The organism is Ruegeria sp. CF3, from assembly GCF_056537365.1.
This window is the reverse complement of record NZ_JBQFRK010000004.1, coordinates 155649-179998: the sequence shown is the minus strand read 5'-3', so window position 1 is coordinate 179998 and position 24350 is coordinate 155649. Positions and strand designations below refer to the sequence as shown.

Genomic DNA, 24350 nt, shown 5'->3' with positions numbered 1-24350 from the left:
AAGGATTACCTTTCCTGTGTCGATGTGAGAGAGGCCGAAGCCGCAAGCGACTTGGCCTCGGTCGAGGCGATCACCTCGCGGGTATTGGCGAATTGTTCGTGGTTCTGCGCCACACGGCTGAGGTCATAGAGATAGTTGACCATGGTGCCGCCGGACTGGGCCCGGCCCTTGTCCGAGGTATCGGCATCCGCGTGAACCGCGTGAACTAACGCGCCATTGCCCAGATGGAAGCGGGCGACCGGATCAAACGGCATGTTGCCCTGCCCTTTGGCGTTTAGCAGGTAATGCGCCGCCAGTGCCTTCATCTGCTCGGGCTTTTCGACGTCCCATTCGATGTTTTCTTGCGTCAGCCATTTGGTCAGGCCCGGAATGGGCGACAGGGTGACAAAGGTCTTCAAACCCGACAGTTCCGCCGCCAGATCCGAGGCCACCTGCTTGATCAGCGAGTTGCCGAACGAGATGCTGGCGAGGCCAGCCTGACAGTTCGAGATAGAGTAGAACACAGCTGTATCCGCCTGATCCTGCGGCAGTGGATAGCGGTCTTCGGCGAGCAGCGCCTGAACCGAGCCCGGGATGCCTTGGTTCAGCGCCACTTCGACAAAGATCAATGGCTCATCGGGCATCGAGGGGTGGAAAAAGGCGAAACAGCGCCGGTCGGCGGGCTCGAGCCTGCGGCGCAGGTCATCCCAGCTGCCGATGGCGTGGACTGCCTCATAAGCAATGATCTTTTCCAGAATATGCGCAGGGCTTTCCCAGTTGATCGGGCGCAGCACCAGAAAGCCACGGTTGAACCAGCTGGCGAACAGGTGCCGGAAGTCCAGGTCAAGCGCCTGCAGTTCCGGTTCCTCGCCGCCCAGCCGCAGCAGATCGGCACGCATCTGTACCAGCGCGCCGGTGGCACCGGGCACCCGGTTCAACCGGCGGATCATTTCCTGCCGGGCCGGTTCCACCGCAGCCGCAAAGCTGCGATAGGTCGTTTTCGAGGGGTCGCGTTCGTATTCATCCAGCGACGACCGCACCGCCTCGGGGTTGATATTCATGGCCGAGGCGAGGTAGCGGAAAAACTCCAGCTTTTCCTCGTCATCCAGAGTGTCGAACCGGGTCAGGATTTCTTCGGCCAACGCCAGCCCAGAGGTCTCGCCCGCTGACCCAACAAGCGCATCGGCCAGTTCGGACAGCGGGCGGCCATCGAGGGCCGCAGCGCCCGAGCGTCGGTAGCGCCGCTCGAACACGGTGGACAGAAGATCGGCGAACAGGGTCATACCGCTGCCCCCATCACCAGATCAGGCAGCCATGTCGCGAGACCCGGGAAGAGGCACAGCAGGACAATCGCGATCACCATGCAGGCCACGAAGGGGAGAGAGCCGGTCAGGATGGTTTTCAGCGAGATGTCGGGCGCGATGCCGTTGATCACATAGAGGTTGAGGCCGACAGGGGGCGAGATCAGGCCAATCTCCATGTTGATGGTCAGTACAACCGCGAACCAGATCGGATCGAAGCCAGCGGTAGTGATGATCGGCAACAGGATCGGTGCCGCCATCAGGATCACAGCGACGGGGGGCAGGAAGAACCCGGCGATCAGAAGGAACACGTTGACCGCACCCATCAGAACCCAGCGGTTCACATCCAGCGTACCGATCCATTCAGCAATCGCCTGTGTAATGAACAGCGAGCTGAGCATGTACGAGAATACACCGGCAGCGGCGATGATGAACAGGATCATCACGCTTTCCTTGGTGCTGTCGCGCAGCACGACCCAGATGTCCTTGGGGTTCCACAGCTTGTAGATGATCATTGCGATCAGCAGGCAGAGCAGGGCACCAACGGCAGCCGTTTCCGATGGCGTGGCGATACCGCCATACATGGCGTACAGCACACCCAGAATGATGCCGAGGAAGGGTAGAACCCGCGGCAGGATCTCGAAACGTTCACGCCAAGTGTAGCTGCCAGACCCCAGACGGGTTGCGTCACCGGATTTCCAGGTCGAATAAAGCGACCAGGCCATGAACAGACCAACCAGCATCAGGCCGGGGATCACGCCGGCCAAAAACAAACGACCAATCGAGGTCTCGGTGGCGATGCCGTAGACGATCATGGTGACCGAGGGTGGGATCAAGATACCCAGTGTACCACCTGCAGCGATGGAACCTGCGGCAACGCCGTCGGGATAGCCGCGCTTGCGCATTTCGGGGATGCCCATTTTGCCGATGGCGGCACAGGTTGCAGGTGACGATCCGGACATCGCGGCGAACAAAGCGCAGGCACCAAGGTTGGATACGACCAACCCTCCGGGTACGCGGGTCAGCCAGCGTTCTAGGGCTTCGTACAAGTCGGCCCCAGCCCTCGTCGACGCGATGGACGCCCCCATGATGATGAACATCGGGATCGACAGAAGGGCAAAGTTATCCAGCTTTCCGAACAGGATTTCTGGCATCAGTTCCAGCGAACGCGGGCCGTCGAAGACGATCAGAAACCCGGCTGAAACGATCAACAAACCGATGGCGACCGATACGCCCGAAAACAAAACGAGGATGGTGGCGATGGCGACAATGGCGCCGAGCAGGAGGGGGTCCATCGGCTTTACTCCAGACCAAAGGGTTTATCGATGCCAAGCAGGACGGCGACGAGGTCAGCGATTAGCTGAAGCAGCAGCAGTCCAAAGCCGACCGGGATGGACAGGTAGGGAATCCAAAGGCGCACACCCCATACGGTGTCGGATTTCCAGCCACGCTCCCATGCGAAGTGCCAATACTCGTAGCCGTAGAACAGCATGACCGAGACGATGGCGATGGACAGGGCCGAGGTCAGGATCGCCATAAAATAGCGGGGGCGCGGGGCCAGCGAGATCGGGATCAGGTCGACATTCACATGACCACGGAGGCGCTGCACATAAGGTAGACCGACGAGGGTGGCCGCGATGACAAGATAGATGACCGCTTCGGTTTGCCAGATGGTCGAGCCATTCAGGACAAAGCGCACCACGATCATTTGGCAGGTGATGGCGACGGCGGCAACGATCATAGCTGCGGAACACCATCCGGCCAGTGTTGAAAGCGCAGCGACAAGACGAAGGAAAGGATTGTTCCCGGTATGGGAAGCAACGGCAGAGCTATGGCCAGCCATTTGCGTCTCCTAGTGATTGAGATGCAATTAAGTCTGAAAATCAGAACTGAGATCAGTGCCGGGCGGCAGCGGGGCCGCCCGGGCGAAAAAGGGTCACTCGACCGCCAGAGCCTTGTCCAGCAGCTCTTGCCCGTCCGGCACCTCTTCCACAAACGCCTTATAGGATGTTTCCTGTGCCAGAGCGCGCCATGCTTCGAAGTCTTCCGCGCTCATTTCAGCAATCTCAACGCCCGCTTCGGCGAAGACTTTGGCCGAGTTTGCGTCCTGCTTCTTGGCTTCTTCAAGATAGTAGGTCTGTGCCTTTTCAGACGCGGCCAGCAATGCAGCTTGCTGATCTTCATTCAGCCCGTCGAAGGTGGATTTGTTCATCAGTAATGGCTGGTACATGAACCACAGGGCAACGTCGCCCGCTGGCGTATAGCAGCTGACCTGTTCGTAGATGCGATAGCTGACAAATGACGATGACGACGTGTTAGCCGCCTGCAAAACACCGGTCTGCATCGCGTTGTAGATCTCCGATGACGCCATCGAGGCGATCGAGGCGTCGGCCCCGGCCAGCATCTGCTCAAAAGACTTACCTGCTGCACGCGTCTGCAAGCCTGCGATATCTTCGGGCTTGGTGATGCACTTGTCTTTTCCGGCAAAACCACCAGCCAGATAGCCATGGACCAGAACCATCACATCATCCTCGGCCATCTTCTCTTCCAACGCCTCCATGAAGGGAGACTCGGAGAGACGCGCTGCGTGATCGTGGTTTTTCACCAAGCCGGGCATCAAAGTCAGGTTATAGGCGGGCTGCTGACCACCGGCATAGCTGAGCGGCAGAACGGTCATGTCCAGCTGACCTCGGCTGAGCGGCTTGTATTGCTCGCGCGGCTTGAACAGCGATTTTGAACCGAAAATCTTAATCTCTAGATCGACATCGGCGGCTGCGACCTCATCGGCCACGATTTGGGCGACCTGGTGACGGATGTCCTTGTTGGACCACTGGTGCGACAGGCGCAGCTCTTTTGCGGATACAAGCGTACCGGCAGATACAAGCGCCAGCGCAGCGACCGCTGTTTTGAACGTGGATTTCATATTCTTCCTCCCATTACCATCCCGGTCATACCGGGGATGAGCGGGAGCATAGAGCAGTAATGTTTTTTTAGTCAATATTTTTGTATACAAGATTTATCTTATTGAGTTCTCATTTGATCGCGGATAAAACAAGCAGCCATGGACCAACGACTTGCCGATACCATCGCTCAGGATTTGGAAGAGCTTATCTTTGACGGAACCTTTTCGGACGGTGACCGTCTGGATGAAGTCAAACTGGCCGAGCAGTTCGGTGTATCCAGAACACCACTTCGGGAAGCAATTCAAAGGCTTGCCCAGTCTGGGTTGGTCGATCTCATCCCGCGCCGAGGAGCTTTTGTCCGACAACCCGGCCCTGTGGAGCTCATGGAGATGTTCGAGGTCATGGCAGAGCTCGAAGCCGTTTGTGGCAGGCTTGCTGCCCTGCGCATATCCGATGAAGCTCTGAAGGAGCTGACCGAGGCTAATACGAAATGCCAGATAGCGGTCGATGCCGGTGACCCGGACGCATATTACATCGAAAACGAGCGCTTTCATAGAATCATATACAATCAATCGGGCAACTCGTTTTTGGAACAAGAAGCTTCTAAACTGCACAAAAGGTTAAGGCCATTCCGGCGTCAGCAGCTTCGGCTTCGTGGGCGTATGGCGCAATCGATGTCCGAACATCGAGACATCGTGTGCGCCCTCGATACGGGCAACCCGGAAGAATCGGCACGTGCACTTCGATCACATGTCGCCGTTCAGGGCGAGAAATTCCACAATCTGATGGCGTCGCTGAAAAACACAACGAAATAGTTTCAGCAATCGCACCGCATCACAGTTGCCTAAGAAGAAGCGATCCAGCAGAAGTTCCAGCATCTTGGATCACGATGTCAGCCTGCCTGTTTGGGCGGCCCTAAGGTTCTACCACTGCTGCCCCTGAAGATACCAATATGCAGGGAAGTTTGTTTCTAGATAGTAATGCCAATAAAATACGTTCGTGCGCGCCCAATATTGACTGTTGTTTGCGGCATATTATACTACTCAGTAGTACAAATGGGGCTTGATATGAGTGTCAAAGCATCTATATCCCTGACTGACTCACAAGACGCCTACGCGCGGAGTCTGGTCGCCCAGGGTCATTACGCTAGCCTGTCCGCCGTGCTTCAGCATGGGCTTGAACTGATGCGTGAACAATCGCAAAAAACTGACGCACTGCGAGAGCTGCTGGATCAGCGTCGAAACGGAACCTTCATTACTCTCAGAGAGGGCAAGGAGCGTACCGAAGACATGATCGCACGCAAGCGGGCTGCGCGTGGTCTATAAAGTCGTTCGCGCCGAAGAAGTCACCTCAGATCTCGATCTCATATTTGACTATCTTGTTGAAACCGCTGAGCACTTTGGCGAAGATCTGGAACCCGCTTTTCTGCGCGCTGAGAAGCGCGTCATAGAGATTCAGGAGAGCCTCGAAAGCCTGGCGAACGTTCCACATCAAGGCACCCTAAGACCACATCTCGGCAATAGCATTCGGAACGTAACCAAGAACAAAGCGATCATCTATTTTGAAGTCGACGATGACGAACTGATCGTACGCGTACTCGCAGTCTTCTATAGTGGTCAAAACCACGATGCGCACATTCTGCTGCGCCTTTTGTCGTAACCCCAACGCGTCCATTGGAAATACGATCGGCCGGCAGTTCTCATAAGTCAGCTACCTATTTTGATAGTCGAACAGTACTGAATCTCGAGTGCAATCCTGCGGTTCGAAAACTAAGGCCTAGCCAAAGATTTCAGTCTGGATGCCATCAGGGTCATGGAGGAGAGTGGTCCACTCAGAGCTGGATCTGCGCGATTGGTGAAGGGATTGCGGACCCTCGGTCGCTTTGTCAGTCGCGCGGGAGTTGGTTGTTCAACTGCGGCGGACCGGAGGTCAGAGCCAATATGCGATTCACCTGGCAGGTCAGTTTTCCCGGGGGGACACTCTTTCAGGTCTTATCGAGAAAGTCGTCTCTCAACCGCATCAGAATTGGACGCTGGATGCCTTGGCTAGTGAAGCTGGGCTCAATCCGCGCACGTTGTCGCGACATTTCAAACGTGATCTGCAGGAGACACCAGCGCAGTTCGTCGAACGGATCCGCGTCGATCACGCGCGCGGGCTTCTAGAGCACAAACTACCGCAAAAACAAGCGGCTTCTGAGAGCGGGTTTGGCGATGTTCAAAGGACGCGTCGCGCATTTCAAAGACGTTTTGGAATTCACGTTTCAGACTATCTTAAGACCTTTGGGTAAGCGCTTCTTCACGCATTCACCTTTTCGCGCAAGTTGTCTTTGGACTAAGTTCAAAACAGGTTTTGTACTTTAGGTTTAGGAAGCTTTTTCAAATACCTAATTATTTCTCGAATGATCTGACCTAGAACGACCTTGTGTTACTCATTCTGCGATGTGCGTTTCTGTTCGATTTCACGCTCCAGTCCTTTGCGATCCTTGGCGACACGGTCCACCATCTGTCTTAACCTCGAGGGCCTTGGGTCATGCTTTCCGCTCCAAGCGATAATCTCAAACAGTACCGGGGCGAGATCAAACCCTTTCGGCGTAAGATTATAGATGAAACTGCGAAAATTTTCCGGGTCGCGGCGCTTTACGATGATCCCTTCCGTTTCCAGATGTTTTAGTCGGCTTGCCAGAATATTAGTTGAGATCCCTTCGTCGGCTTCCAGAAAATCGCCATAGGTATTTTTGTCGTTGAACATCAGTTCACGGATGATCAACAGCGTCCACTTGTCTCCGAAGGTATCCAGCGCAAACGCTAAAGGGCAACCTGACGGCCGTTTTGAGTTCTGATCAGTCATTCGAAGCATTTACTCTCACCACTTGCAAAATACAAGTAGATGACGTAATTGTTCACCACTTGCAAAATGCAAGTTGATTCTCTCGATACAGGAAACGGCAATGAAACATGACGACAAGAACAGCATGGCTTCGCTGGCAAACACACTGAACCGCAGGCGAGTGATAGGGGGGATCGCTGCGGCAGGAGCAGCCTCAGTTCTCTCACCCTCGGCTGCTCGTGCGCAAACCAACGTCAATCAAGAGAAAACCAAAATGAATGCAAAAGCCTTTGTATACACTGAAGTTCAGATCTCGGTTCCATTCGCAGATGCCCCCTGGCGGCAGATCAGCGAAACCATCCGCAAACAGCCTGGATTTCTGAACAAAACCTGGCTTTCCGGCCTGGGCAACAACTCGCTCGGTGGATTCTATGCCTTTGACAGCATCGAAAACGCGCAACGGTTCGTGAACGTCTATTTTCCAACCGAGCCACGCGCCTTCGGCGTTGCGCACAACACGCGAATTTTTGATGCGTCGGTCGTCGCCCAGGCCAGCCGCGACATCTACTCCCCGCATTTCGGCCAGAAGCTTGATAAAGCGCCGGGCGCGTTTGTCTATACAGAGCTACAAGTGAACGTACCGTTTGCGGACGCGCCTTGGCAGGATCGGAATCCGGCACTGAAGGAGACGCCCGGCCTGATTTCAAAAACCTGGCTCAGTGGTCTCAACACACACACGCTTGGCGGATTGGATGCGTTCGATACCGTCGAGAACGCACGCAACTTCGCAATCGATGCGTTCCCCGAAACAGCCGCCAGAATGAACGCCGCACTTTATACGCGGATATTCGATGCCACAGTCACTGAAGAGGCAAGCAGGCTGTTGAATTCTCCCTATTATCAGATTGAATCCTGAAAGGAATAGGAATGAAAAACTTGGCCAAACTCGTTCTGCTGGCCGCAGGTATCGCGGCGGCAAGCACGGCAGATGCCGAAGAGTGCTTTCCCATCGGGGGCGTTGCAATTCCGAACTTCTTTGTCGAAGGCGAGGAACAACCCATCGTCATTTCCGCTACTCTTATGGGCAGCGTTCAAAACGCAGCAGGTAAAATCCTGTCGCAGCGAGAAACTGAAACTGGCCTTGAAATGGACATTGAGCACTATTTTGGTCGCGGCGACGGAGGGGCCTTTTTAACAAAAGATCATGCAGAGCTAACGGCAGTGCCCGGAAAGCCCGGCCGGTATATGGTCGAGATCACCTACGACATTCAGGAAGGCTCAACACGGGGGACCATGGAAGGCGTTTCTGGCCAGTTCCAGAGCTATGGGCTGGTCGACATGCGCGACCCAGATAACCTCGTTGGGCTGGTTCGTTACTTCGGCAAGATCTGCAAATAACGAGAACGGGCGGCACTATGAACATGCCGCCCGTCTGGCAGTTGCTTAGTCTCTGATTGATGCCGATTGAGATGTGGCAACAGGTTCCGGCGCTTTGGCCGGTACCCGTGAAGACCAAAGCGCTCCGCCGATGATCATCGCGAACCCCAGTATCGTTAGAGGAGCCAGTTGCTCGCCTAGAAGAGCGACGCCCAACAAAACGGCAGCCACTGGAATGAAGAAGGCCAGTAAGGACGTACGGGTTGCCCCAACCTTCTTGACGAGCATGAACATGAGCAGAACCGGCACAGCAGTGCTGAATACGCCGACAGCCAACGTGGCGAAGATCGCAGCAGCATTTGGCATCGCAGGAAACGGCCCGCCCGAAAACAATCCGATCGGCACCAAAACAAGCGAGGCTGTCACCATCTGTCCCGCCGCCATCAGAACCGGATCCAGTTCGCTTTGGGCGCGCGCGAAAATATTGCCAAGCGCGTAGCTCAGAGCGGCGGCAAGCGTGACGACTGCACCTGCGGCCTGTCCCCCCAGGTTCTCGAAGCTCTCGGGCCCGACCGCAAGAACGACCCCGAGAAATGCGAGGGCGACGCCCATCATGCGCGCACCGGACAAGCTGGCTTCCTTCGTAAGGATCGGGGCAAGGATAACTGTGAAGATTGGGATGGTCGCAAACAGTATTCCCCCGAGACTGCTATCGATCCGCGTCTGTCCCCAGGCAATCGTGAAGTAGGGAATGGCCGCCGTCAGCAGACCCAACACCAAAAGCGGCAACCATTTTATCCCGATTGGCGGTAGTTTCCGGCCGGACGCGTACAGGAACACCACCACAATCGGTGTGGCGATCAAAACCCTCGCGGCAGCCATGTACATCGGTGAAATCTCGTCGACAGCGATGTTGATCAGTGGGAAAGACGAACCAAACAGCACTGCTGTCAGAACCAGCAAAAACCAGTTTGTTGCAGTCATAGCCGCTCTCCTGTGTTGCCTTCGTCGCCGGCTGGCATGGGATGATGAGGTCGGTTGGTCATTTCGGAATAGGTGGTGAAGGCAAAGGGATCGGTGAACTGCCCGATACTGCGCAACCGATCCGCAGCCTGTTCCTTGGCGACTTGGATACTTCGCGTTGCTCCAAAGGCAGCTTCGGCCGCTACCGCAAATTGCAGCGCCAGCGTGTTGTCCCCGCCCGCGATCATACGATTCAGGCTGCGGACCACATGCGACTCGCTTAATCCCAGGTAGTCAGACAACAGGCGGGCCCTCTCCTCCGTGGTGATGGTGTCCAAACCTTCCGGTGCCTGACCGGTTCGATCCTCTCGCCATATTCCGACCATCTCATCAGCAACCCGCGCGATCACATTGTCCCGCGCGGCGACGAAACCGAGCGTAACATCCGGGTGTGCCACCAAGGTCGGTGGGATCAGGTTGAGCCGGATAATGTCCTTGGCAGAATAGCCGCGGCGGACGTAATCCTGTGTCATCCGCACCAGCCATTCGTGCATGTCGCGATAAATACGCAGGTTTTCTGGCCCATAAAGGAGCGTCAGTGGGTGGTGACCATGCAGGATATGCATCGCCCCCAAGCTCAGGACCCTGTCCATGACCTGGGTGGCGGAAGACACGAAGCCTTCGTTTACCCAGGGTTCACCATACCACGGCATCACTACATCACCGACAAACACACAGCTCAGACCCGGTAGATGGATCAGCATGGCGTCTTCAGTTTCGCCCCCTGTAACCGGAATGAGGGATATCTCTGTCCCACCCACGGTGAGCTTCTGCGGCCCATCAACCGGATGTGTCGGAGCATAATCTGTGACCCAGGCGTGATCGAAATTTTCGCCGCGGAAGTACTTGTAGCTGTGGTCGCGGGCCACACGCTCGGTCACCGCCGCAAAATTCGCCCGTCCAAATATTGCGATATCCGGGTTGTGTTCTTTCAGATAGCCATGACCTCCAACGTGGTCCCAGTGGGCGTGCGTCACGAACACAGTGGTGATCTTCGGCAGGTCGGGATAGGCCGCCAGCAAGAATTCGTGAGCCGCCTTCAAAGAACGTGGTTGAGTTCCGGCATCAATGGCGATCAACTCTTTCCAGTCGTCGGAAAGGACAAAGTAAATATCCGAAAACCCGAAACCATAAAGGGCGAATACACGTCCTGCGACAACCTCGTCCAGTACCGGTTGCGGCGCCATGGCTGTACCCTCGAGGCCGGTGACAAACCACCCCATCAGCGGCACGTGGGGTTGCGCAGCGTCATATCCGCTCATACGCAACCAGTCCTTCGCGGATTCCGCCTTGCCAATCGTTAAAGCGGAAAGCTGACGATACACCTCGCGATAGAAGCCGTATGTCGGTTCCGTTTCCGGCCGATCGGCCAGCCAAGTCAGGTGTTTGATTGCTTCAGCTTTCTTGAAAAAGAACGCGGGCACCTGAGCATAAACCATACCAGCCGCCCAATGGGGGATCGGATGTTCTGACGCGGTTCGCTGAAGCGCCGTTTCGATCAGGGCAAAGCTGTCATGTACCCAACTGATCCGGCGAAGCACAGGCACGCGATCCGCGTAAGTTGCCCGCAGCACGCCAAGCGCCGATTCATAAACTGCGCGCGTATCGGGGGTCATTTCATCTCCGAAACGGTCAAGAACCCCGGCGTAAAGCTCGATCCCATACTGCTGTTGATTGGCCATGAGATAGAGGTTCATTGCCTGTAGGATCACGCGCGGGTCTTCGATTTGACCGTAGGACAGAACTATTTCGAGTTGATGCAGTGAGGATTGAAAACTGCGCGCGCCTTTCGGTCTTGCGAGAGCTTGGAACCCGTCAGAAAAATCAAGCGCAGCTCCCACTTCCAAGAGTTTTAGCCGCGCCTCAGACGGCGCTTCCGATTCTATGGTTCCGATCATGTTCATGTTCAAACCTCCGCTTGTGCTCCTTTGGAGCGTTGCCGGGAATATAGATGATGCTTGTCATCTTATATTTTAGATGATACCAGCAATCTTAATTGTCAAGAGGGTAGGAACTGCCATGGCCAGAACGTCAAAAGCCGAGAAAGCCAAAACTCACGAAACGCTTCTTGCCATTGCTGCAGAGCAATTGAGGCGGGCCGGCTACGCGGGACTGAACGTGTCGGATGTCATGAGTTCCGCCGGCATGACGCATGGCGGTTTCTACCGACATTTTAAAAACAAGGAAGATCTGGCCGTCTCTGCGACACGCAAGGCCTTTGACGTCTTCATTGAAGGTATTGAACGGGATATTGCAGAAAACTCTGCAGACGTTGCCCTGTCCAATTTCGTAGATCGCTACCTGTCGATGCAACACCTTGGTCACGTCGAGACAGGCTGTCCGGTTGCTGCACTTATCGGTGACGCAGGGCGATGCTCAGCGAATGAAAGGAAAGAACTGGAACTTGGGACACGACGTTTGACAGCAACATTGACCAAAGCAGTGGAACGTTGTGAGAGAACCACCGAGATCAGCGGATCGACGTTGCTCGGAATGCTTGCAGGAACTTTGAGCATGGCGCGATTGCAGAATGATACCGCCAAACAAGAAGAGACGTTGTCGTCTACACGCCGAGCCCTGTCTTCGTTGGGGCTGACCACCTAGGTTCAGCTTAATGTCGGGAGCAGTACTGTGCTAGCTTCTGTTGCCAACATCTACGTCGGTCAAATTGGAAACCGCATCACGAGCACGATTTCGGAGCCGTCGAACGTTGCTATCGATTGAGTAAAGACCTTGGCTCAATCGATGCCTGAGGAGAAAAAGCCACCCTCCTCGTCCACTTGGGGCAACGGTCCGAAGTCGCTTCGAAAGGAATCTCGCTGCATGACGTCGATTTAACTCATAACTTCAGGTAACTCGTGTCTGAGGAATGTTGCGAGAGCGTCAACTTGCGGCGGATTGCCCCTCCGGTCATGCATCAGCAGGCTGATTTCGGGTGCTCCAGCGGTCCAGTCCGGCAGGAGACGGCACAGGCGCCCGGCTTCGACGTCCTCAGCGCAGGCATACGCTGGGAGCGCTGCCACGCCGAGCCCTTCTGCAACCGCTTGTTTGAGTGTGGCCATGTCATCACTGCGCAGCCGCGCGTAGTAAGGAACGAAGGCTGTGCTTCCGTCGCGCGCGACCAACGACCAGGCACTGTCCCGGGGGCGCCAGCCTAGTGTGAGACCGGGCAAGTCTTCAAGGTCTGTCGGCGATGCTGAAGCACCAACTTGCCGCGCCACGTCAGGCGAGGCGAACAAGTGCCAAGGGACTTTTGCGATGCGTCTTTGGATCAAACCGGAATCGGGCAACAGTTTGGCATGGCCCCGTATCGCCAAGTCTATGCCATCACTGACCATATCGGCAAAATCATTGGATGCCTGAAGCCGCAACACCAACCGCGGATTGTCAGCCAAGAACTGCGGTAGAATACGACCAAGGGCGAACTGCGCGACCCCGACCGAACAGGACAGGGTGACACTACCCTCCAGTGTGTTCTTGTCCTGGAGCACAGCGGCTTCGGCAGCCACCATGCACTCCAACGCCATCTTTGCATGTCTGTAATATGCCTCACCTGCCTCTGTCAGTGACATGTGACGTGAGTCCCGATTGAGAAGCCGGGTGCCGAGCGTCTCTTCCAACGCTTTCACATGCCGACTGATTCGTGACTTGGGAATGCCGAGGATTCGCGCCGCTGCCGAGAAGCCCTGCTTCTCAACCACATGCACCAGGTAGTAAGCTTGATTGAGATCCATCATCTGATCCTCCTGGCATCACATATCGTTCTGAATATGGAACGGTAGGTTCCGAAATCAAAGGATTTTGCAGCCTTCGTATCACCCATAGGTACTGTTGCAGCACAGGAGGCAGATATGACCGCAAAAAACAGACTTCAGACCAACAATCCCAATACCGCGATTGCCGCGAAGCAACAGGGAGAGAAAATGACCCGAGGCGAGGGTTTTGAAGCACTCAGCTTCATCCACCGCCAACTTGACGGGCTGATGGACCCGCTGATTATGGTCGATCACTTTACCATGAAGACACCAACCTTCGGGCCCCATGCCCATGCGGGGATCTCTGCGGTGAGTGTGCTATTCGAGGACAGCAAAGGCAGCTTCCGCAACAAGGATTCCCTTGGGAACGATATCGAACTGGCGCCGGGTGATCTTTATTGGCTCAAAGCTGCCCGTGGTGCGGTGCATGACGAAGCTCCTACGCCTGAGTCGCGTACGCATGCTCTTCAGATCTTCGTTAACCTTCCAGCAGAGCAAAAAATGGACGCACCGGAATCTCTGCATGTCGCCGCGCAGACTATGCCGGTGATCAAGGGTTCTGGGCATCGGGTCCGGGTGATGACCGGCGCCAGCAATGGTATCGTGGGTGCGACCCCGCCAGGAATGCCGCTCACCATCCTTGATATTGGCCTGTCGCCGGATGGCAGCTACGCCCATCGCAGCGCGCCCGGAGACGCCATGTGGCTGCACATCATCCAAGGCGAAGTCGAGGTTGAACTCGATGGCACCCGTTTCCGTCTTGACGGCGACGAGGCATTGGCTGCCCACAATGCTGAACACATCCGCCTTATGAGCACCATGGGTGGTCGAGCTGTACTCCTAAGCGGACGCCCCTTGCGCGAACCGTTCGTGCAAAAAGGGCCGTTCGCAATGAGTGACACAGCACAGTTGGAGGCAATCGTTGCTGCCCACGCGGCCGGTGAGCTCGGAACCATAGACTGAACACCTGCGTTGATTGGTGGGCTCAATGAACACTTTACCAAACACCAAGGAAAACCTCTTATTAAACTGGAGAATACCCATGAAAATTCTGACATTCGGTGCAAGCAATAGTAAGATATCTATCAACAAATCCCTCGCGCGGTTCACCGCGTCCCTGGTTCCAGATGCCGAAATCGATCTGCTGGACTTGAATGATTTTGAACTGCCAATCTTCAGTGAAGACCTGGAGAAAGAGATCGGAATTCCTCAAGCTGCCAAAACGTTCTTTGACAAGATAGGATCTGCCGACGGGGTAATCGTATCTTTTGCAGAGCACAATGGCTCCTATTCTGCGGCTTATAAAAATCTTTTCGATTGGGCGAGCAGGATCGACCAAAAGGTGTTTCAGGCTAAGCCTGCGGTCTATCTCTCGACCTCTCCGGGTGCCGGAGGTGCAAGCAACGTGTTGGCCTCGGCCAAGGGCTCGGCCCAATATTTTGGCGCAGACCTGAAGGCAGCCGTTTCTGTTGCCAGCTTTTTTGATGTCTTCGATACGGAAACCGGAACCGTTACCAATCCGATCGCGCTCGCAGAACTGACTGCCGCAGCCGAAACCTTGGCCCTATCGGAGGTCGACTAAGATGGGAGATCACAGGCGCCTTCAGAGGTATACCGGAGCTTTGGTCATGTCGACATTCATGTCCATGGCCATATCGGGCGTCTTTAGCCTGCTGGAATTCGGGATCTCATGGAACTGGCTGCAATCCTGGGCACGGAGCATCCTAATTGCACTGCCGGTCGCGTTTTCGTTGGACATGGTCTTTGGAGATAAACTCCGGTCTCTCTCGGCCCGTTTGGCCAACACAGCGGCGAGAGCTTGCCCGAGACGTTGAAAGTCCGAGAGGTTCGCATCCTTCCGAACTCCAGAATATCAAGCTCACCTAGGCTGGAAGCTGTTGCCGTTTTTGCGTTTACGCAGTGGCAGGGAATTACTCGCGGTGAAGTCAGCTGGCCGACTTTGGCCTTGGCAACCGGTCTCCAAAGTGCAAAAAAACTTGACCAGTGCCGTTAGACAGCATCTCTGCAAATCGATTTCCGCCAATCCTGGCAGTCTCGGCCAGCGAGCCTATTCCGTGCCGGAGCTCCTAACTTAACCCATATCTGCCCGCTGCGATAGTATCCAGTCTCGCACCAATGATGCGCCCTTGGTTAAGCGGTTAGCTTTTGACCAAACCAGGTAAAACCCTTTCCCAGTATCCCAACTCCATTCACGGCGCGCGGCAAGCAAGCCTTGATTCACCAGGCCATCAGCAACGTGCTTCCAGCCAAATGCGAAACCTTCGCCCGCCATCGCAGCTTGAAGCACCAGAGCATAGTCATTCAGCCGAAGGCCACTTTGTGGCAATGCATTGTGAACATTGAAATTGACAAACCAATCCTTCCAGCTAGGTCTTTCACGGATGGGCTCTTCCAAGTGTATTAGTTTTTGGTGCAATAGATTAGGCAAGCTCTTAAGATCAACAGCGTCTGACATGTTTCGCGGTGAGGCCACAGGGAAGATGACTTCTTTTGCAATAAGCTGACATTCGCACCCTGACCAGTTCCCGTCCCCGCGACGTACTGCCAGACTTATATTCTCTGTATCAAGGTCTGGCTCCCGATCACTGGACTGAAGGCGCAGGTCGATATCAGGGTGCTGCCTCTGTAAGTCCGCAAGGCGGGGCATAATCCAATAGTTATTAAAGGCGGTAGAGGCGCTTAGCGTGACATAATCGGGCCGAGAGAGTTGCCTAATTGCTGAAACCGAATGAGAAAGCTGTTCGAAGGCGCGGGTGACATCGGCAAGCAAACGCTCACCAGCCGTGGTCAATGACACCTTGCGGTGGTTGCGTACGAACAATGCAATTCCCAATCCCTCTTCTAGCTGACGAATTGATGCACTCACTGCAGGTTGTTGGACATTCAGCTCATTAGCCGCCTTTGTGAAAGATCCCAGCCTTGCGGCCGCCTCGAACACGACCAGATGTCGCGGTGATCCAAGGTGTCTCCACATGTTTCGCATAACTTCTAATTATCCAATTCATTGTTTTTTGCAAGCATCACAAGATTTTCCTTAACAGTTAACATACACCGCAAAATTGTAATACCCTAGGAGCACCTCTAATGGCTCGGCGCACACGTCAATCCCGTTCCCGCGGTTCAGAACCGGGTTCGGTTCCGGCATCCCCTTATATCCAGCGCAGTTTGGCCTTTTTTGACCCTCTGAACGAAGAGGATCTGAACCGCCTCGAGGCGCAGGTCGACTGGATATTCGAGAATGTGGGTATCGCGTTCCGCGATGACCCTGAGGCGCTGGAATTATGGCGTCGTGGGGGTGCTCAAATTAATGGTGACACTGTTCGTGCCGACGCCAGTTGGATACGTGATTTGTGTTCAAAGGCGCCGAAAAGCTTCAAGCAAGTTGCGCGCAATCCTGAGCGTTCGGTGGTGATCGGGGATGGCAACCAAGTCTTTGCTCCAGTCTACGGCGCGCCTTTTGTGCGCGATCTGGAAGGTGGGCGGCGCTATGGCGACATCGAGTCTTTCGAGAAGTTGGTCAAACTGTCCTATTTGCACCCGAACCTGCATCATGGCGGCTTTGTCACCTGCGAGCCCTGTGACGTTCCGGTCAGCAAGCGCCATCTGGACATGATGTTCGCGCATATGACGCTGAGCGATAAGCCACATCTGGGTGCGATCACCGAAATGAGCCGCGCACAGGACAGCGTCGAGATGGCCGAGATCGTCTTTGGTGCAGACTTCATGGAAGACAACTGCGTGATCATGGGCAACGTGAACACGAACTCGCCCCTGCTGGTCGACCGTGTAGTCACGGAAGCGGCCCGCGTGTATTCGGCACGCGGGCAGGGCTTGATTGTTGTTCCGTTCATCCTGTCTGGGGCGATGGGTCCGGTCAGCACCGCAGCCAGTGTCGCCCAAGCCATGGCCGAAGCGATGATGGTCTGTGCCTATGTTCAACTGCTGCGCCCCGGTGCGCCGTTTGTTTTGGGCAACTTCCTATCGTCGATGTCTTTGAAATCCGGCGCACCGACCTTTGGTATGCCAGAACCGATCATATCAAACTATGCAATTGGTCAACTTGCGCGCCGTGCCGGTCTTCCCCTGCGTTGTGGCGGTTCGCTCACCGCGTCTAAGATTGAAGACGCCCAAGCAGCCTATGAGTCTGCGGACTCGATGCATTCAACGATGCTGGCTGGCGCGAACTTCGTTTTGCATTCGGCCGGTTGGCTGGAAGGCGGCCTGTGCACTGGATTCGAAAAACTGATCATGGATGCTGATCGGCTGGGGGCCTACCAGAAGGTCCTGGGTCAGGGTCTCGATACCGGCAGCGACGCTTTTGCCCGCGACGCCTATGACGAGGTTGAGGCCGGTGGTCACTTCCTGGGCTGTGCCCACACCATGCGCAATTATCAGACCGCATTCTACGAGCCGAAACTCAGCGATAGTGAAAATGTCGAAAGCTGGGAAGATGGCGGGTCCAAGGACATGCGTCGCCGCGCTTACGAGCGCTGGAACCAGATGCTGAACGACTATCAGCCGCCCGCGATGGACGAGGCCAAGAAAGAAGAACTGACGGCCTATGTCGCCCGCCGCAAAGAGGAAATCCCGGATGCCTGGTTTTAAGATTACCGGTCTTCGGGCGACCCCGGTCAATATCCCGCTGGAAAAGCCGATGTGGTGGACCGGCGGGCTTTACCCGGGCACCTCGAAGACCATCATCGAGGTTGAGACGGATCAGGGTCTTATCGGTTTGGGCGAGGCTCCGTCAGTTGATGTGGTCGAGTCTATCCGCGCCATGGGCGAGCGCCTAATTGGCGCGGACCCGCTGGATATTGCGGGATGTGAAAGCCTGTGCGTGCCACCCTGGCAGATCGTTCAGAACACCGATGACAGTTCGGTGGTCAAAGCCTTTGGTGCGATCGAGATCGCTCTGTGGGACCTGCGCGGCAAGGTCGCGAATGAACCTCTGTACCGCCTGCTGGGTGGTGCGGTGCGCAGGGAAATCCCCTTCACCGAGTATTTCGGGTACCGCAAAGGCGGCGAGATGAGTCCCGAGGCGGTCGCCGACTACTGCATCCGCATGCGCGAAGAGCACGGCAGCACCATGTTCGAGGGTAAGCTGATCCTCGGCGACCCCGAGCTTGAGATCGATACGGTCAAAGCGCTGCGCGAAGGTCTGGGCCGCGAGGCGATGATCCGCCTAGACAGCAACATGCAGTGGAGCCTGCCCTCCGCCATGCGCGTCTTCCGCGAGATTGAGCCCTACAACATCCGCAACTATGAAGACCCGGTTGCCACATTCGAGGAAATGGCAGAGCTCCGCCGCCACTTCACCATTCCGATCTCAACCCATGTGCCAGATATTCGCAAGGCAGTCGCCTTAGGCGCGCCCGATTACATCGTGACCAACTTTACCGTGCTGGGCGGGATTTCCCGTGCGGTGCGCTTTATTGGCGCCTGTGAGGTGATGGGCGTCGGCTTCTGGTGCTATTCCGGTGATGCCGGCATCGCCACTGCCGGGTATCTGCACATGTCTGCGGCGATGCCTTGGATTTCGGAACCCTCGCAATCGCTGTTCCGCTGGCAGATCGGCGACGTCATCGAAGGCGGGCCCTTCCGTCAGAAAAACAACGTGATCCCTGTTCCTGAAGGCCCTGGCCTCGGCGTGACGCTGGATCGCGATGCACTTGCCCATTGGCACAACCATCTGGTCGAGAACGGACCGCTCGACCATTTCCATGACCCCGCACTGCCCGGCCAATTCCGCCGGTTGCCCCTGAACTAAGAGAGAACCAAAAATGCCTGAGATTCAAAAAGACGAAACCACGTCTGGCAAAAAGCTCCCCTCCCACGCCAAGGTCGTGGTGATCGGCGGCGGGGTCGTCGGCTGTTCGATCCTGTTCCACCTGGCCAAGTTCGGCTGGAAAGACGTTGTCCTGCTGGAACGTGACGAGCTGACTTCGGGTTCGTCCTGGCACGCCGCCGGCCAGATCCACACGATCAGCTCGGACCCCAACATCTCGCGCCTGCAGAGCTATACCATTGATCTTTATAAAGAGATTGAAGAAACCTCGGGTCATTCGGTCGGTATGCACATCACCGGCGGTTTCTACGCGGCTTCGACCAAGGAGTGGTACGACTACCTTAAGCGGGAGCGCTCGAAAGCGCGTTACATGGGCCTGCATCAGGAATTCATCAGCCCGCAGGAACTGGCCGAGCGTCACCCGCTGATCGATCCGAAACACTACCACGCCGCGCTTTGGGATGAGCAGGACGGCGATGTCGATCCCTCGGGCGCAACCTACGCCTTCGCGAAATCCGCCCGTCACCACGGCGCGCAGTACTTCACCCATTGCGGTGTGACGTCGATGAGCCATCGGCCCGATGGCAGTTGGGATCTGACCACCCCCAAAGGCGTCATCAACGCTGAGCAGGTCGTGAACTGCGGCGGCCTCTGGGCGCGTGAAGTGGGCCATATGTCGGGCATCCACCTGCCGGTGCAGCCGATGGAGCACCACTATCTGATCACCGACGCGATCCCGATGATCAAGGACCGCATGGAGAGCATGGGTGAAGCCGGTCGTCTGCCCGCGGGCATCGACTATGAGGCCAACATCTACTTCCGTCAGGAACGCCATGGCATGCTTCTGGGCACCTACGAACCCAAATCGACCCCGTGGAAGGTCGATGGCACGCCATGGGATTTCGGCCACGAGCTGCTGCAACCCGATCTGGACCGGATTGCCGACCGTCTGGAAATGTCGTTCGAGCGTATCCCCGCCATCGGCGAATCCGGCATCAAGGACACCATCAACGGCCCGTTCACCTTTGGCCCCGATGGCAACCCGATGATCGGCCCTGTTCCGGGCATGAAAAACTACTGGGTCGCCGTGGGCGTCATGGCAGGATTCTGTCAGGGTGGCGGCGTTGGTCTGACCATGGCCGAGTGGATGATCGACGGCGAGCCTTCGATCGACGTCTGGGCGATGGACGTGGCGCGGTTTGGCGAGTTCGCAACGCCGGACTGGGGCACCATCAAGTCCTCGGAAAACTACGAGCGTCGCTTCGTGATGACCTTCCCGAACGAAACGCTGCCCAAGGGCCGGATGCAGAAAACCACCGCGCTCTATGATCGTCTGATCGACAAGGGTGCCGTGATGGGTCAGGGCTTTGGTCTGGAAAACGCCCTGTGGTTTGCCGACAACGCCGAAGACGCCCATGAAACCCCGACCTTCGAGCGCAACCGCAGCCACGACTATGTCGCGCGGGAAGTCAAAGCGGTGCAAGAGGCCGTGGGCGGCATCGAGATCGCCAACTTTGCAAAGCACGAGTTCAAGGGCGCTGGTGCGCGAGACTACTTGAACCGCACTCTGGCCGGTTACGTCCCGAAACCAGGCCGTCTGGCGCTGACCCCGATGCTGACCGAGAAAGGCCGTCTGTACGGTGACCTGACCGTGGCCAGTCTGGGCGATGACCACTTCATGCTGTTCGGCTCGGGTGCGATGCAGGATGCGCACCGTCGTTGGTTCGAAAAGGACCTGCCTGCGGATGTGAGCTATGCCAATGTCTCGGATGACTGGCACGGGATCGCCCTGTCTGGCCCCAAATCACGCGAGCTGCTGGCACGTATCACCCGCGACGACGTCAGCGCCGATGCGCTGAAGTTCCGCGATCTGCGTCAGACCTTTGTGGGCGGCGTGCCGGTGATCCTGAACCGTATCTCGTTCTCGGGCGAGCTGGGCTTTGAGATCTACTGCAAGCCGATGTACCTGCTGCGTCTGGCCGAGGCGATCGAAGAGGCCGGGGCCGATCTGGGTTATCGCTGGTACGGTGCACGCGCGCTGATGTCGCTGCGCCTTGAAAAAGGCTGGGGCGTCTGGACCACCGATTTCCGTCCTGATTTCAACGCGGCCGAATCCGGCATGGATGTCTTCATCAACTGGAAGAAGGACTTTGTCGGCAAGGACGCGACGCTGAAGTTCAAGGAAGACGGCGTTGCCCGCAAGCTCGTCACCATGACCATCGACGTGGACGGCATCGACGTCTCGAATGACGAGGCGATCCTGAAAGATGGCAAAGCGGTCGGTTATGTCTCCTCCGGCGGCTATGGTCACCGCGTCGGGAAGTCGATGGCGATGGGCTATGTCGCAACCGAGAGCGCCGCTCCGGGAACCAAGCTGCAGGTGGAAATCCTGGGTGAGTTCTACGACGCCGAAGTTCTGGGCGCACCTGCCTACGATGCCAACGGCGCCAATATGCGGGCGTAAGAAAGGAAAGCTGAATGGGTCGTTCCGAGATCAACTTCGCACAGTCAAGCGCACGAACAGCTGAACTGAACAGGTTCATTTTTCTTCTAATGCCTGGCTTCTCAGCGTTGGAGCTTGGGTCCGGGATCGACTCATTGGCGGCAGCCAACGCTGCCTCAGGCGGCAACTCATTCGAATGTAACATCGTTAGTGAAGCGGGTAACGAAGTTACGTCTTCGTCCGGTATGACTGTCGCGGTCGAAGGCGGATTGCCTAAGACGCAACGCGGCGACTGCATCGTGATCTGCGGACCCATGGCCGTAGAGCGCGCCATCTCCAATAAGCTCAAGACGTGGTTGCGACAAGCCAGCAGGTTTGGGGTTCAGCTTTGCGGTGTCGGTGGTGGTGCCAGCGTTCTGGCAAGCGCTGGGATTGCAAACGGCAAGCGCCTTAGCGCGCATTGGCAACAACAGCCGGTGATGGCCGAACTGTTCCCCGGCGTCGAAACGGTCTGCTCCGTCTATGTGGACGAACGTCCGATTTCGACATGTGGCGGCGGGGTGACCACGCTGGACCTGTTCTCGTCTCTCATAAATCAGAAATGTGGCCCCAAGGTCGCCTCGAACGTTGCCGACCAGTTGCTTTATGCATCTGTTCGTTTCGGCGATGACCGTCAAACGCAGACTGACCTCTGTCGCTTCGGGACACGCCATGAAAAACTGGCGCGGGCCGTGATGATCATGCAGGAAAACCTGGAATCGCCGCCCTCACCCAGCGTTGTTGCGGAAACCGTTGGTTTGTCGACCCGCCAGTTGGAGCGATTGTTTCAGAGATACGTGGGAACCAGTCCTAAAAACCACATGACCCGTCTCAGAGTGGAACGCGCCCGGATGCTGTTGCAGCAGACGGATATGCGCGTTCTGGACGTCGCAATCGCCTGCGGCTTTGCAACTGCAAGCCATTTCTCAAAGTGCTTTCGAAAGTACTATGGCATCTCGCCTCATACCCAACAGAGCTCTGGTTACGCGCAATCAGGTCGGGTGGCCGATTTGCTATAACTGCACCAACGAACACAATACGCTCGACACGGGAGGAAATAAATGTCGATTAGAGAACCGTTTACGGATTTAGACATAAAGACTGCGGATAGCGGTTTTTATGAAAACAACAGCGTACCAATCGCCTTGATCAGCAAGGGGATCATGGTGGCGCTGGTGCTTTGGGCTCTGGTGTTTCCGGCTAACGCGAACGGAACCCTGGGCAGTTGGAACGGGAAATTGCTGGAAAGTTTCAACAGCTTTTATGTAATCATCGTGGGGCTGTTTTTCTTCTTTCTAGCCGTTGTTGCCATCATCCCTGCCACCGGCAAGCGGGTCATGGGGACGCCGGGCGAAAAGCCTGAGTTTTCGAACTTCTCGTGGTTTTCGATGATGTTTGGCGCTGGTCTGGGCGTGGGTCTGATGGTGTTTGCCACGGCCGAGCCTCTGGGGCTGTGGGGATCGAACCCTGTGGTCGTCGCCGGGGACGTGACAGGCAATGAACCCGAAGCGGTCCAGTCGGCCTATCGCTATACCTATCTGCACTATGGCTTCCATGCCTGGGCGATATACGTGGTAACCGGCCTTTCGCTGGCCTACTACGCCTATACCCGCGACATGCCTCTGACCATCCGCGCAGCGCTGACACCGCTGTTTGGCAAGCTGTTGAATGGCTTCTTGGGTCACGTGGTCGACGTTCTCGGCGTCGTGGCGACGATCCTAGGCGTATCGGTCACCATCGGCTACGGAGTCAGCCAGTTCATCGACGGCGTCTATGCAATCACTGGCATGGAATGGGTCATGAACCTGAGTGGCGACGTACCGACCCCCTCGAAGGTTGGCCTGGTCGCCGGCCTGGTTGTCATCATGGGCCTGTCGATCATCTCGGCTGTGTCTGGTGTTGGCCGGGGCGTGAAGTACCTGTCGAACTTGAACCTGGTGCTGTCGATCATCCTGTTGGGTACATTCGTAGTGTTTGGTTCATTCGTCTTTGCGATGACCACCTATGGCACAGCGATGGTGGACTATATCCTGAACTTCCTGTCGCTCAGCTTTGGCGCCTATGGCCCGCTGTCGACCGAAGCCTTCGCGACGGCTCTGCCCGAGGCGGCGAAACCGCTGGCTGGTGACCTGATGGGCGGCGCGACCAATGCCTGGGGCAGCTTTGATGGCTTCAAGAGCGGTCTGGAAGGCGCAGCAGCCGAGTTGGACGAGGAGACGCTTGCGGCGGTCTATGCGGCGGGTGAGCAGGGCCGTCAGTTTGGCTGGCAGTCGGGCTGGACCACGTTCTACTGGGCTTGGTGGATTGCGTTCTCGCCCTTTGTGGGCCTGTTCCTGGCGCGCATCTCCAAGGGTCGTTCGGTGCGTGAGTTCATCTTGGGCTGCGTGTTCGCGCCGGCGTTGGTGTGCTTTGCCTGGATGACGGTTTTGGGCGGCACCGCTATTGATCTGGAACTGGCCGGGGCCGCGGAAGGCGCGATCATCGGGGCCTCGAACACCAACAAGCTGTTCGTGACGCTGTCCTACATGATCGACGGAGGTCTTCTGTCCATGCTGAACGTGATGTGCGTGATCTTGATCATGACCTTCCTGGTGACCTCGGCGGATTCGGGCATCCTGGTGATGAACACGATCATGTCGGGCGGTAGTCAGGAAACGGGTATCAAGCACCGCATCATCTGGGGTCTGATCCTGACGGCGGTTATCGGCGCGCTGATCCTGGCGGCGGGCGATAACAACCCGATGGACGCGCTACGTAATGCGATGATCATCGGCGCCTTGCCCTTTACCATAGTGATGGGCCTGATGTGCGTTGCACTGGCCAAGGCGCTATACCGTGACGGGCTACGCGACAAGCACGAGTCGGTCGAAGCCCAGGGCGCAGAGTGAGCCAGACTAC

The 24350-nt window shown here is 56.4% G+C and carries 24 protein-coding genes; 15 read left to right on the top strand and 9 right to left on the bottom strand.

All coding sequences use genetic code 11. From position 1 onward, the window contains the following. Nucleotides 1–5: 5 nt before the first annotated feature. The 4 genes from ACR0KC_RS15335 to dctP form a co-directional block, all read right to left on the bottom strand. Nucleotides 6–1262, bottom strand: a complete 1257-nt coding sequence (locus tag ACR0KC_RS15335) for a malonyl-CoA decarboxylase (protein ID WP_480791428.1) — start codon at nucleotides 1260–1262, stop codon at nucleotides 6–8. Continuing rightward, on the bottom strand, nucleotides 1259–2575 hold the full coding sequence (locus tag ACR0KC_RS15330; RefSeq protein ID WP_170463731.1) for a TRAP transporter large permease: 1317 nt from the start codon (nucleotides 2573–2575) through the stop codon (nucleotides 1259–1261). The genes ACR0KC_RS15335 and ACR0KC_RS15330 overlap by 4 nt, the downstream gene beginning before the upstream one ends. Nucleotides 2576–2580: 5 nt before the next feature. Beyond that, complete coding sequence (locus tag ACR0KC_RS15325) at nucleotides 2581–3123, bottom strand: TRAP transporter small permease (protein WP_170378218.1); 543 nt, start codon at nucleotides 3121–3123, stop codon at nucleotides 2581–2583. Between the two features lie 93 nt (nucleotides 3124–3216). Then, nucleotides 3217–4203 carry a TRAP transporter substrate-binding protein DctP gene (gene dctP, locus ACR0KC_RS15320; protein WP_480791149.1) on the bottom strand — a complete coding sequence of 329 codons (987 nt, stop codon included), beginning with the start codon at nucleotides 4201–4203 and terminating at the stop codon, nucleotides 3217–3219. A 138-nt stretch (nucleotides 4204–4341) separates the two neighbouring features. On the opposite strand from dctP, the gene ACR0KC_RS15315 reads away from it, so the two are divergent. The 4 genes from ACR0KC_RS15315 to ACR0KC_RS15300 all read left to right on the top strand — a co-directional run bounded on the left by ACR0KC_RS15315 (nucleotide 4342) and on the right by ACR0KC_RS15300 (nucleotide 6470). Continuing rightward, the gene (locus ACR0KC_RS15315; protein ID WP_480791150.1) at nucleotides 4342–4998 is read left to right on the top strand and encodes a GntR family transcriptional regulator; all 657 of its coding nucleotides are present in this window, start codon (nucleotides 4342–4344) and stop codon (nucleotides 4996–4998) included. 252 nt (nucleotides 4999–5250) lie between these two features. Next, complete coding sequence (locus ACR0KC_RS15310; protein ID WP_480791151.1) at nucleotides 5251–5508, top strand: ribbon-helix-helix domain-containing protein; 258 nt, start codon at nucleotides 5251–5253, stop codon at nucleotides 5506–5508. Next, complete coding sequence (locus ACR0KC_RS15305; protein WP_480791152.1) at nucleotides 5498–5842, top strand: type II toxin-antitoxin system RelE/ParE family toxin; 345 nt, start codon at nucleotides 5498–5500, stop codon at nucleotides 5840–5842. The genes ACR0KC_RS15310 and ACR0KC_RS15305 overlap by 11 nt, the downstream gene beginning before the upstream one ends. 223 nt (nucleotides 5843–6065) lie before the next feature. Next, on the top strand, nucleotides 6066–6470 hold the full coding sequence (locus tag ACR0KC_RS15300; RefSeq protein WP_480796352.1) for a helix-turn-helix domain-containing protein: 405 nt from the start codon (nucleotides 6066–6068) through the stop codon (nucleotides 6468–6470). A 137-nt stretch (nucleotides 6471–6607) separates the two neighbouring features. Here the strand turns inward: ACR0KC_RS15300 and ACR0KC_RS15295 are convergent, their stop codons facing one another. After that, a complete protein-coding gene (locus ACR0KC_RS15295; protein ID WP_480796351.1) occupies nucleotides 6608–7039 on the bottom strand; it encodes a winged helix-turn-helix transcriptional regulator in 432 nt (143 codons plus the stop codon). Between the two features lie 91 nt (nucleotides 7040–7130). Between ACR0KC_RS15295 and ACR0KC_RS15290 the strand changes: the two genes are divergently transcribed. Both ACR0KC_RS15290 and ACR0KC_RS15285 read left to right on the top strand, forming a co-directional pair. Then, on the top strand, nucleotides 7131–7925 hold the full coding sequence (locus tag ACR0KC_RS15290; protein WP_480791155.1) for a YdhR family protein: 795 nt from the start codon (nucleotides 7131–7133) through the stop codon (nucleotides 7923–7925). A gap of 11 nt (nucleotides 7926–7936) precedes the next feature. After that, nucleotides 7937–8407 (top strand): hypothetical protein, encoded by a 471-nt coding sequence (locus ACR0KC_RS15285; RefSeq protein WP_480791156.1) that lies wholly within the window; start codon nucleotides 7937–7939, stop codon nucleotides 8405–8407. Between the two features lie 45 nt (nucleotides 8408–8452). Here ACR0KC_RS15285 and ACR0KC_RS15280 read toward each other — a convergent pair whose 3' ends face one another. Both ACR0KC_RS15280 and ACR0KC_RS15275 read right to left on the bottom strand, forming a co-directional pair. After that, nucleotides 8453–9370 carry a DMT family transporter gene (locus ACR0KC_RS15280; protein WP_480791157.1) on the bottom strand — a complete coding sequence of 306 codons (918 nt, stop codon included), beginning with the start codon at nucleotides 9368–9370 and terminating at the stop codon, nucleotides 8453–8455. After that, nucleotides 9367–11313: an MBL fold metallo-hydrolase gene (locus ACR0KC_RS15275; RefSeq protein WP_480791158.1), complete on the bottom strand. Its 1947-nt coding sequence runs from the start codon at nucleotides 11311–11313 to the stop codon at nucleotides 9367–9369. The genes ACR0KC_RS15280 and ACR0KC_RS15275 overlap by 4 nt, the downstream gene beginning before the upstream one ends. A 73-nt stretch (nucleotides 11314–11386) precedes the next feature. Here ACR0KC_RS15275 and ACR0KC_RS15270 point away from each other — a divergent pair, with 73 nt between their 5' ends. After that, complete coding sequence (locus tag ACR0KC_RS15270; protein ID WP_480791159.1) at nucleotides 11387–12013, top strand: TetR/AcrR family transcriptional regulator; 627 nt, start codon at nucleotides 11387–11389, stop codon at nucleotides 12011–12013. 230 nt (nucleotides 12014–12243) lie between these two features. Here ACR0KC_RS15270 and ACR0KC_RS15265 read toward each other — a convergent pair whose 3' ends face one another. Further along, nucleotides 12244–13146 carry a LysR substrate-binding domain-containing protein gene (locus ACR0KC_RS15265; protein ID WP_480791160.1) on the bottom strand — a complete coding sequence of 301 codons (903 nt, stop codon included), beginning with the start codon at nucleotides 13144–13146 and terminating at the stop codon, nucleotides 12244–12246. A gap of 114 nt (nucleotides 13147–13260) precedes the next feature. On the opposite strand from ACR0KC_RS15265, the gene ACR0KC_RS15260 reads away from it, so the two are divergent. The 3 genes from ACR0KC_RS15260 to ACR0KC_RS15250 are packed head-to-tail and all read left to right on the top strand — an operon-like array spanning nucleotide 13261 to nucleotide 14999. Next, the gene (locus ACR0KC_RS15260; protein ID WP_480791161.1) at nucleotides 13261–14127 is read left to right on the top strand and encodes a pirin family protein; all 867 of its coding nucleotides are present in this window, start codon (nucleotides 13261–13263) and stop codon (nucleotides 14125–14127) included. A 25-nt stretch (nucleotides 14128–14152) separates the two neighbouring features. Continuing rightward, nucleotides 14153–14746: an NADPH-dependent FMN reductase gene (locus ACR0KC_RS15255; RefSeq protein ID WP_480791162.1), complete on the top strand. Its 594-nt coding sequence runs from the start codon at nucleotides 14153–14155 to the stop codon at nucleotides 14744–14746. 1 nt (nucleotide 14747) lies between these two features. Continuing rightward, nucleotides 14748–14999: a DUF2798 domain-containing protein gene (locus ACR0KC_RS15250; RefSeq protein WP_480796350.1), complete on the top strand. Its 252-nt coding sequence runs from the start codon at nucleotides 14748–14750 to the stop codon at nucleotides 14997–14999. Nucleotides 15000–15256: 257 nt separating this feature from the next. On the opposite strand, the gene ACR0KC_RS15245 is transcribed toward ACR0KC_RS15250, so the two are convergent. After that, nucleotides 15257–16123, bottom strand: coding sequence for a LysR substrate-binding domain-containing protein (locus ACR0KC_RS15245; protein ID WP_480796349.1), 867 nt, complete (start codon nucleotides 16121–16123; stop codon nucleotides 15257–15259). Between the two features lie 146 nt (nucleotides 16124–16269). Between ACR0KC_RS15245 and ACR0KC_RS15240 the strand changes: the two genes are divergently transcribed. Genes ACR0KC_RS15240 through ACR0KC_RS15220 form a run of 5 tightly spaced genes read left to right on the top strand, consistent with a single transcriptional unit; the run spans nucleotide 16270 to nucleotide 24340 of the window. Next, the gene (locus ACR0KC_RS15240) at nucleotides 16270–17790 is read left to right on the top strand and encodes a trimethylamine methyltransferase family protein (RefSeq protein ID WP_480791164.1); all 1521 of its coding nucleotides are present in this window, start codon (nucleotides 16270–16272) and stop codon (nucleotides 17788–17790) included. After that, on the top strand, nucleotides 17777–18952 hold the full coding sequence (locus tag ACR0KC_RS15235) for a mandelate racemase/muconate lactonizing enzyme family protein (protein WP_480791165.1): 1176 nt from the start codon (nucleotides 17777–17779) through the stop codon (nucleotides 18950–18952). Before ACR0KC_RS15240 ends, ACR0KC_RS15235 begins: the two co-directional genes overlap by 14 nt. A 13-nt stretch (nucleotides 18953–18965) precedes the next feature. Beyond that, nucleotides 18966–21434 (top strand): GcvT family protein, encoded by a 2469-nt coding sequence (locus ACR0KC_RS15230; protein ID WP_480791166.1) that lies wholly within the window; start codon nucleotides 18966–18968, stop codon nucleotides 21432–21434. Nucleotides 21435–21448: 14 nt separating this feature from the next. After that, nucleotides 21449–22471: a GlxA family transcriptional regulator gene (locus ACR0KC_RS15225; RefSeq protein WP_480791167.1), complete on the top strand. Its 1023-nt coding sequence runs from the start codon at nucleotides 21449–21451 to the stop codon at nucleotides 22469–22471. A 42-nt stretch (nucleotides 22472–22513) separates the two neighbouring features. Then, a complete protein-coding gene (locus tag ACR0KC_RS15220; RefSeq protein WP_480791168.1) occupies nucleotides 22514–24340 on the top strand; it encodes a BCCT family transporter in 1827 nt (608 codons plus the stop codon). Nucleotides 24341–24350 lie beyond the last annotated feature (10 nt).

Coding starts and splice junctions, on each gene's coding strand:
- ACR0KC_RS15335 (WP_480791428.1), bottom strand. CDS start 1,262: ATGACCCTGTTCGCCGATCTTCTGTCCACCGTGTTCGAGCGGCGCTAC.
- ACR0KC_RS15330 (WP_170463731.1), bottom strand. CDS start 2,575: ATGGACCCCCTCCTGCTCGGCGCCATTGTCGCCATCGCCACCATCCTC.
- ACR0KC_RS15325 (WP_170378218.1), bottom strand. CDS start 3,123: ATGGCTGGCCATAGCTCTGCCGTTGCTTCCCATACCGGGAACAATCCT.
- dctP (WP_480791149.1), bottom strand. CDS start 4,203: ATGAAATCCACGTTCAAAACAGCGGTCGCTGCGCTGGCGCTTGTATCT.
- ACR0KC_RS15315 (WP_480791150.1), top strand. CDS start 4,342: ATGGACCAACGACTTGCCGATACCATCGCTCAGGATTTGGAAGAGCTT.
- ACR0KC_RS15310 (WP_480791151.1), top strand. CDS start 5,251: ATGAGTGTCAAAGCATCTATATCCCTGACTGACTCACAAGACGCCTAC.
- ACR0KC_RS15295 (WP_480796351.1), bottom strand. CDS start 7,039: ATGCTTCGAATGACTGATCAGAACTCAAAACGGCCGTCAGGTTGCCCT.
- ACR0KC_RS15290 (WP_480791155.1), top strand. CDS start 7,131: ATGAAACATGACGACAAGAACAGCATGGCTTCGCTGGCAAACACACTG.
- ACR0KC_RS15285 (WP_480791156.1), top strand. CDS start 7,937: ATGAAAAACTTGGCCAAACTCGTTCTGCTGGCCGCAGGTATCGCGGCG.
- ACR0KC_RS15280 (WP_480791157.1), bottom strand. CDS start 9,370: ATGACTGCAACAAACTGGTTTTTGCTGGTTCTGACAGCAGTGCTGTTT.
- ACR0KC_RS15275 (WP_480791158.1), bottom strand. CDS start 11,313: ATGAACATGATCGGAACCATAGAATCGGAAGCGCCGTCTGAGGCGCGG.
- ACR0KC_RS15270 (WP_480791159.1), top strand. CDS start 11,387: ATGATACCAGCAATCTTAATTGTCAAGAGGGTAGGAACTGCCATGGCC.
- ACR0KC_RS15265 (WP_480791160.1), bottom strand. CDS start 13,146: ATGATGGATCTCAATCAAGCTTACTACCTGGTGCATGTGGTTGAGAAG.
- ACR0KC_RS15260 (WP_480791161.1), top strand. CDS start 13,261: ATGACCGCAAAAAACAGACTTCAGACCAACAATCCCAATACCGCGATT.
- ACR0KC_RS15255 (WP_480791162.1), top strand. CDS start 14,153: ATGAACACTTTACCAAACACCAAGGAAAACCTCTTATTAAACTGGAGA.
- ACR0KC_RS15250 (WP_480796350.1), top strand. CDS start 14,748: ATGGGAGATCACAGGCGCCTTCAGAGGTATACCGGAGCTTTGGTCATG.
- ACR0KC_RS15240 (WP_480791164.1), top strand. CDS start 16,270: ATGGCTCGGCGCACACGTCAATCCCGTTCCCGCGGTTCAGAACCGGGT.
- ACR0KC_RS15235 (WP_480791165.1), top strand. CDS start 17,777: ATGCCTGGTTTTAAGATTACCGGTCTTCGGGCGACCCCGGTCAATATC.
- ACR0KC_RS15230 (WP_480791166.1), top strand. CDS start 18,966: ATGCCTGAGATTCAAAAAGACGAAACCACGTCTGGCAAAAAGCTCCCC.
- ACR0KC_RS15225 (WP_480791167.1), top strand. CDS start 21,449: ATGGGTCGTTCCGAGATCAACTTCGCACAGTCAAGCGCACGAACAGCT.
- ACR0KC_RS15220 (WP_480791168.1), top strand. CDS start 22,514: ATGTCGATTAGAGAACCGTTTACGGATTTAGACATAAAGACTGCGGAT.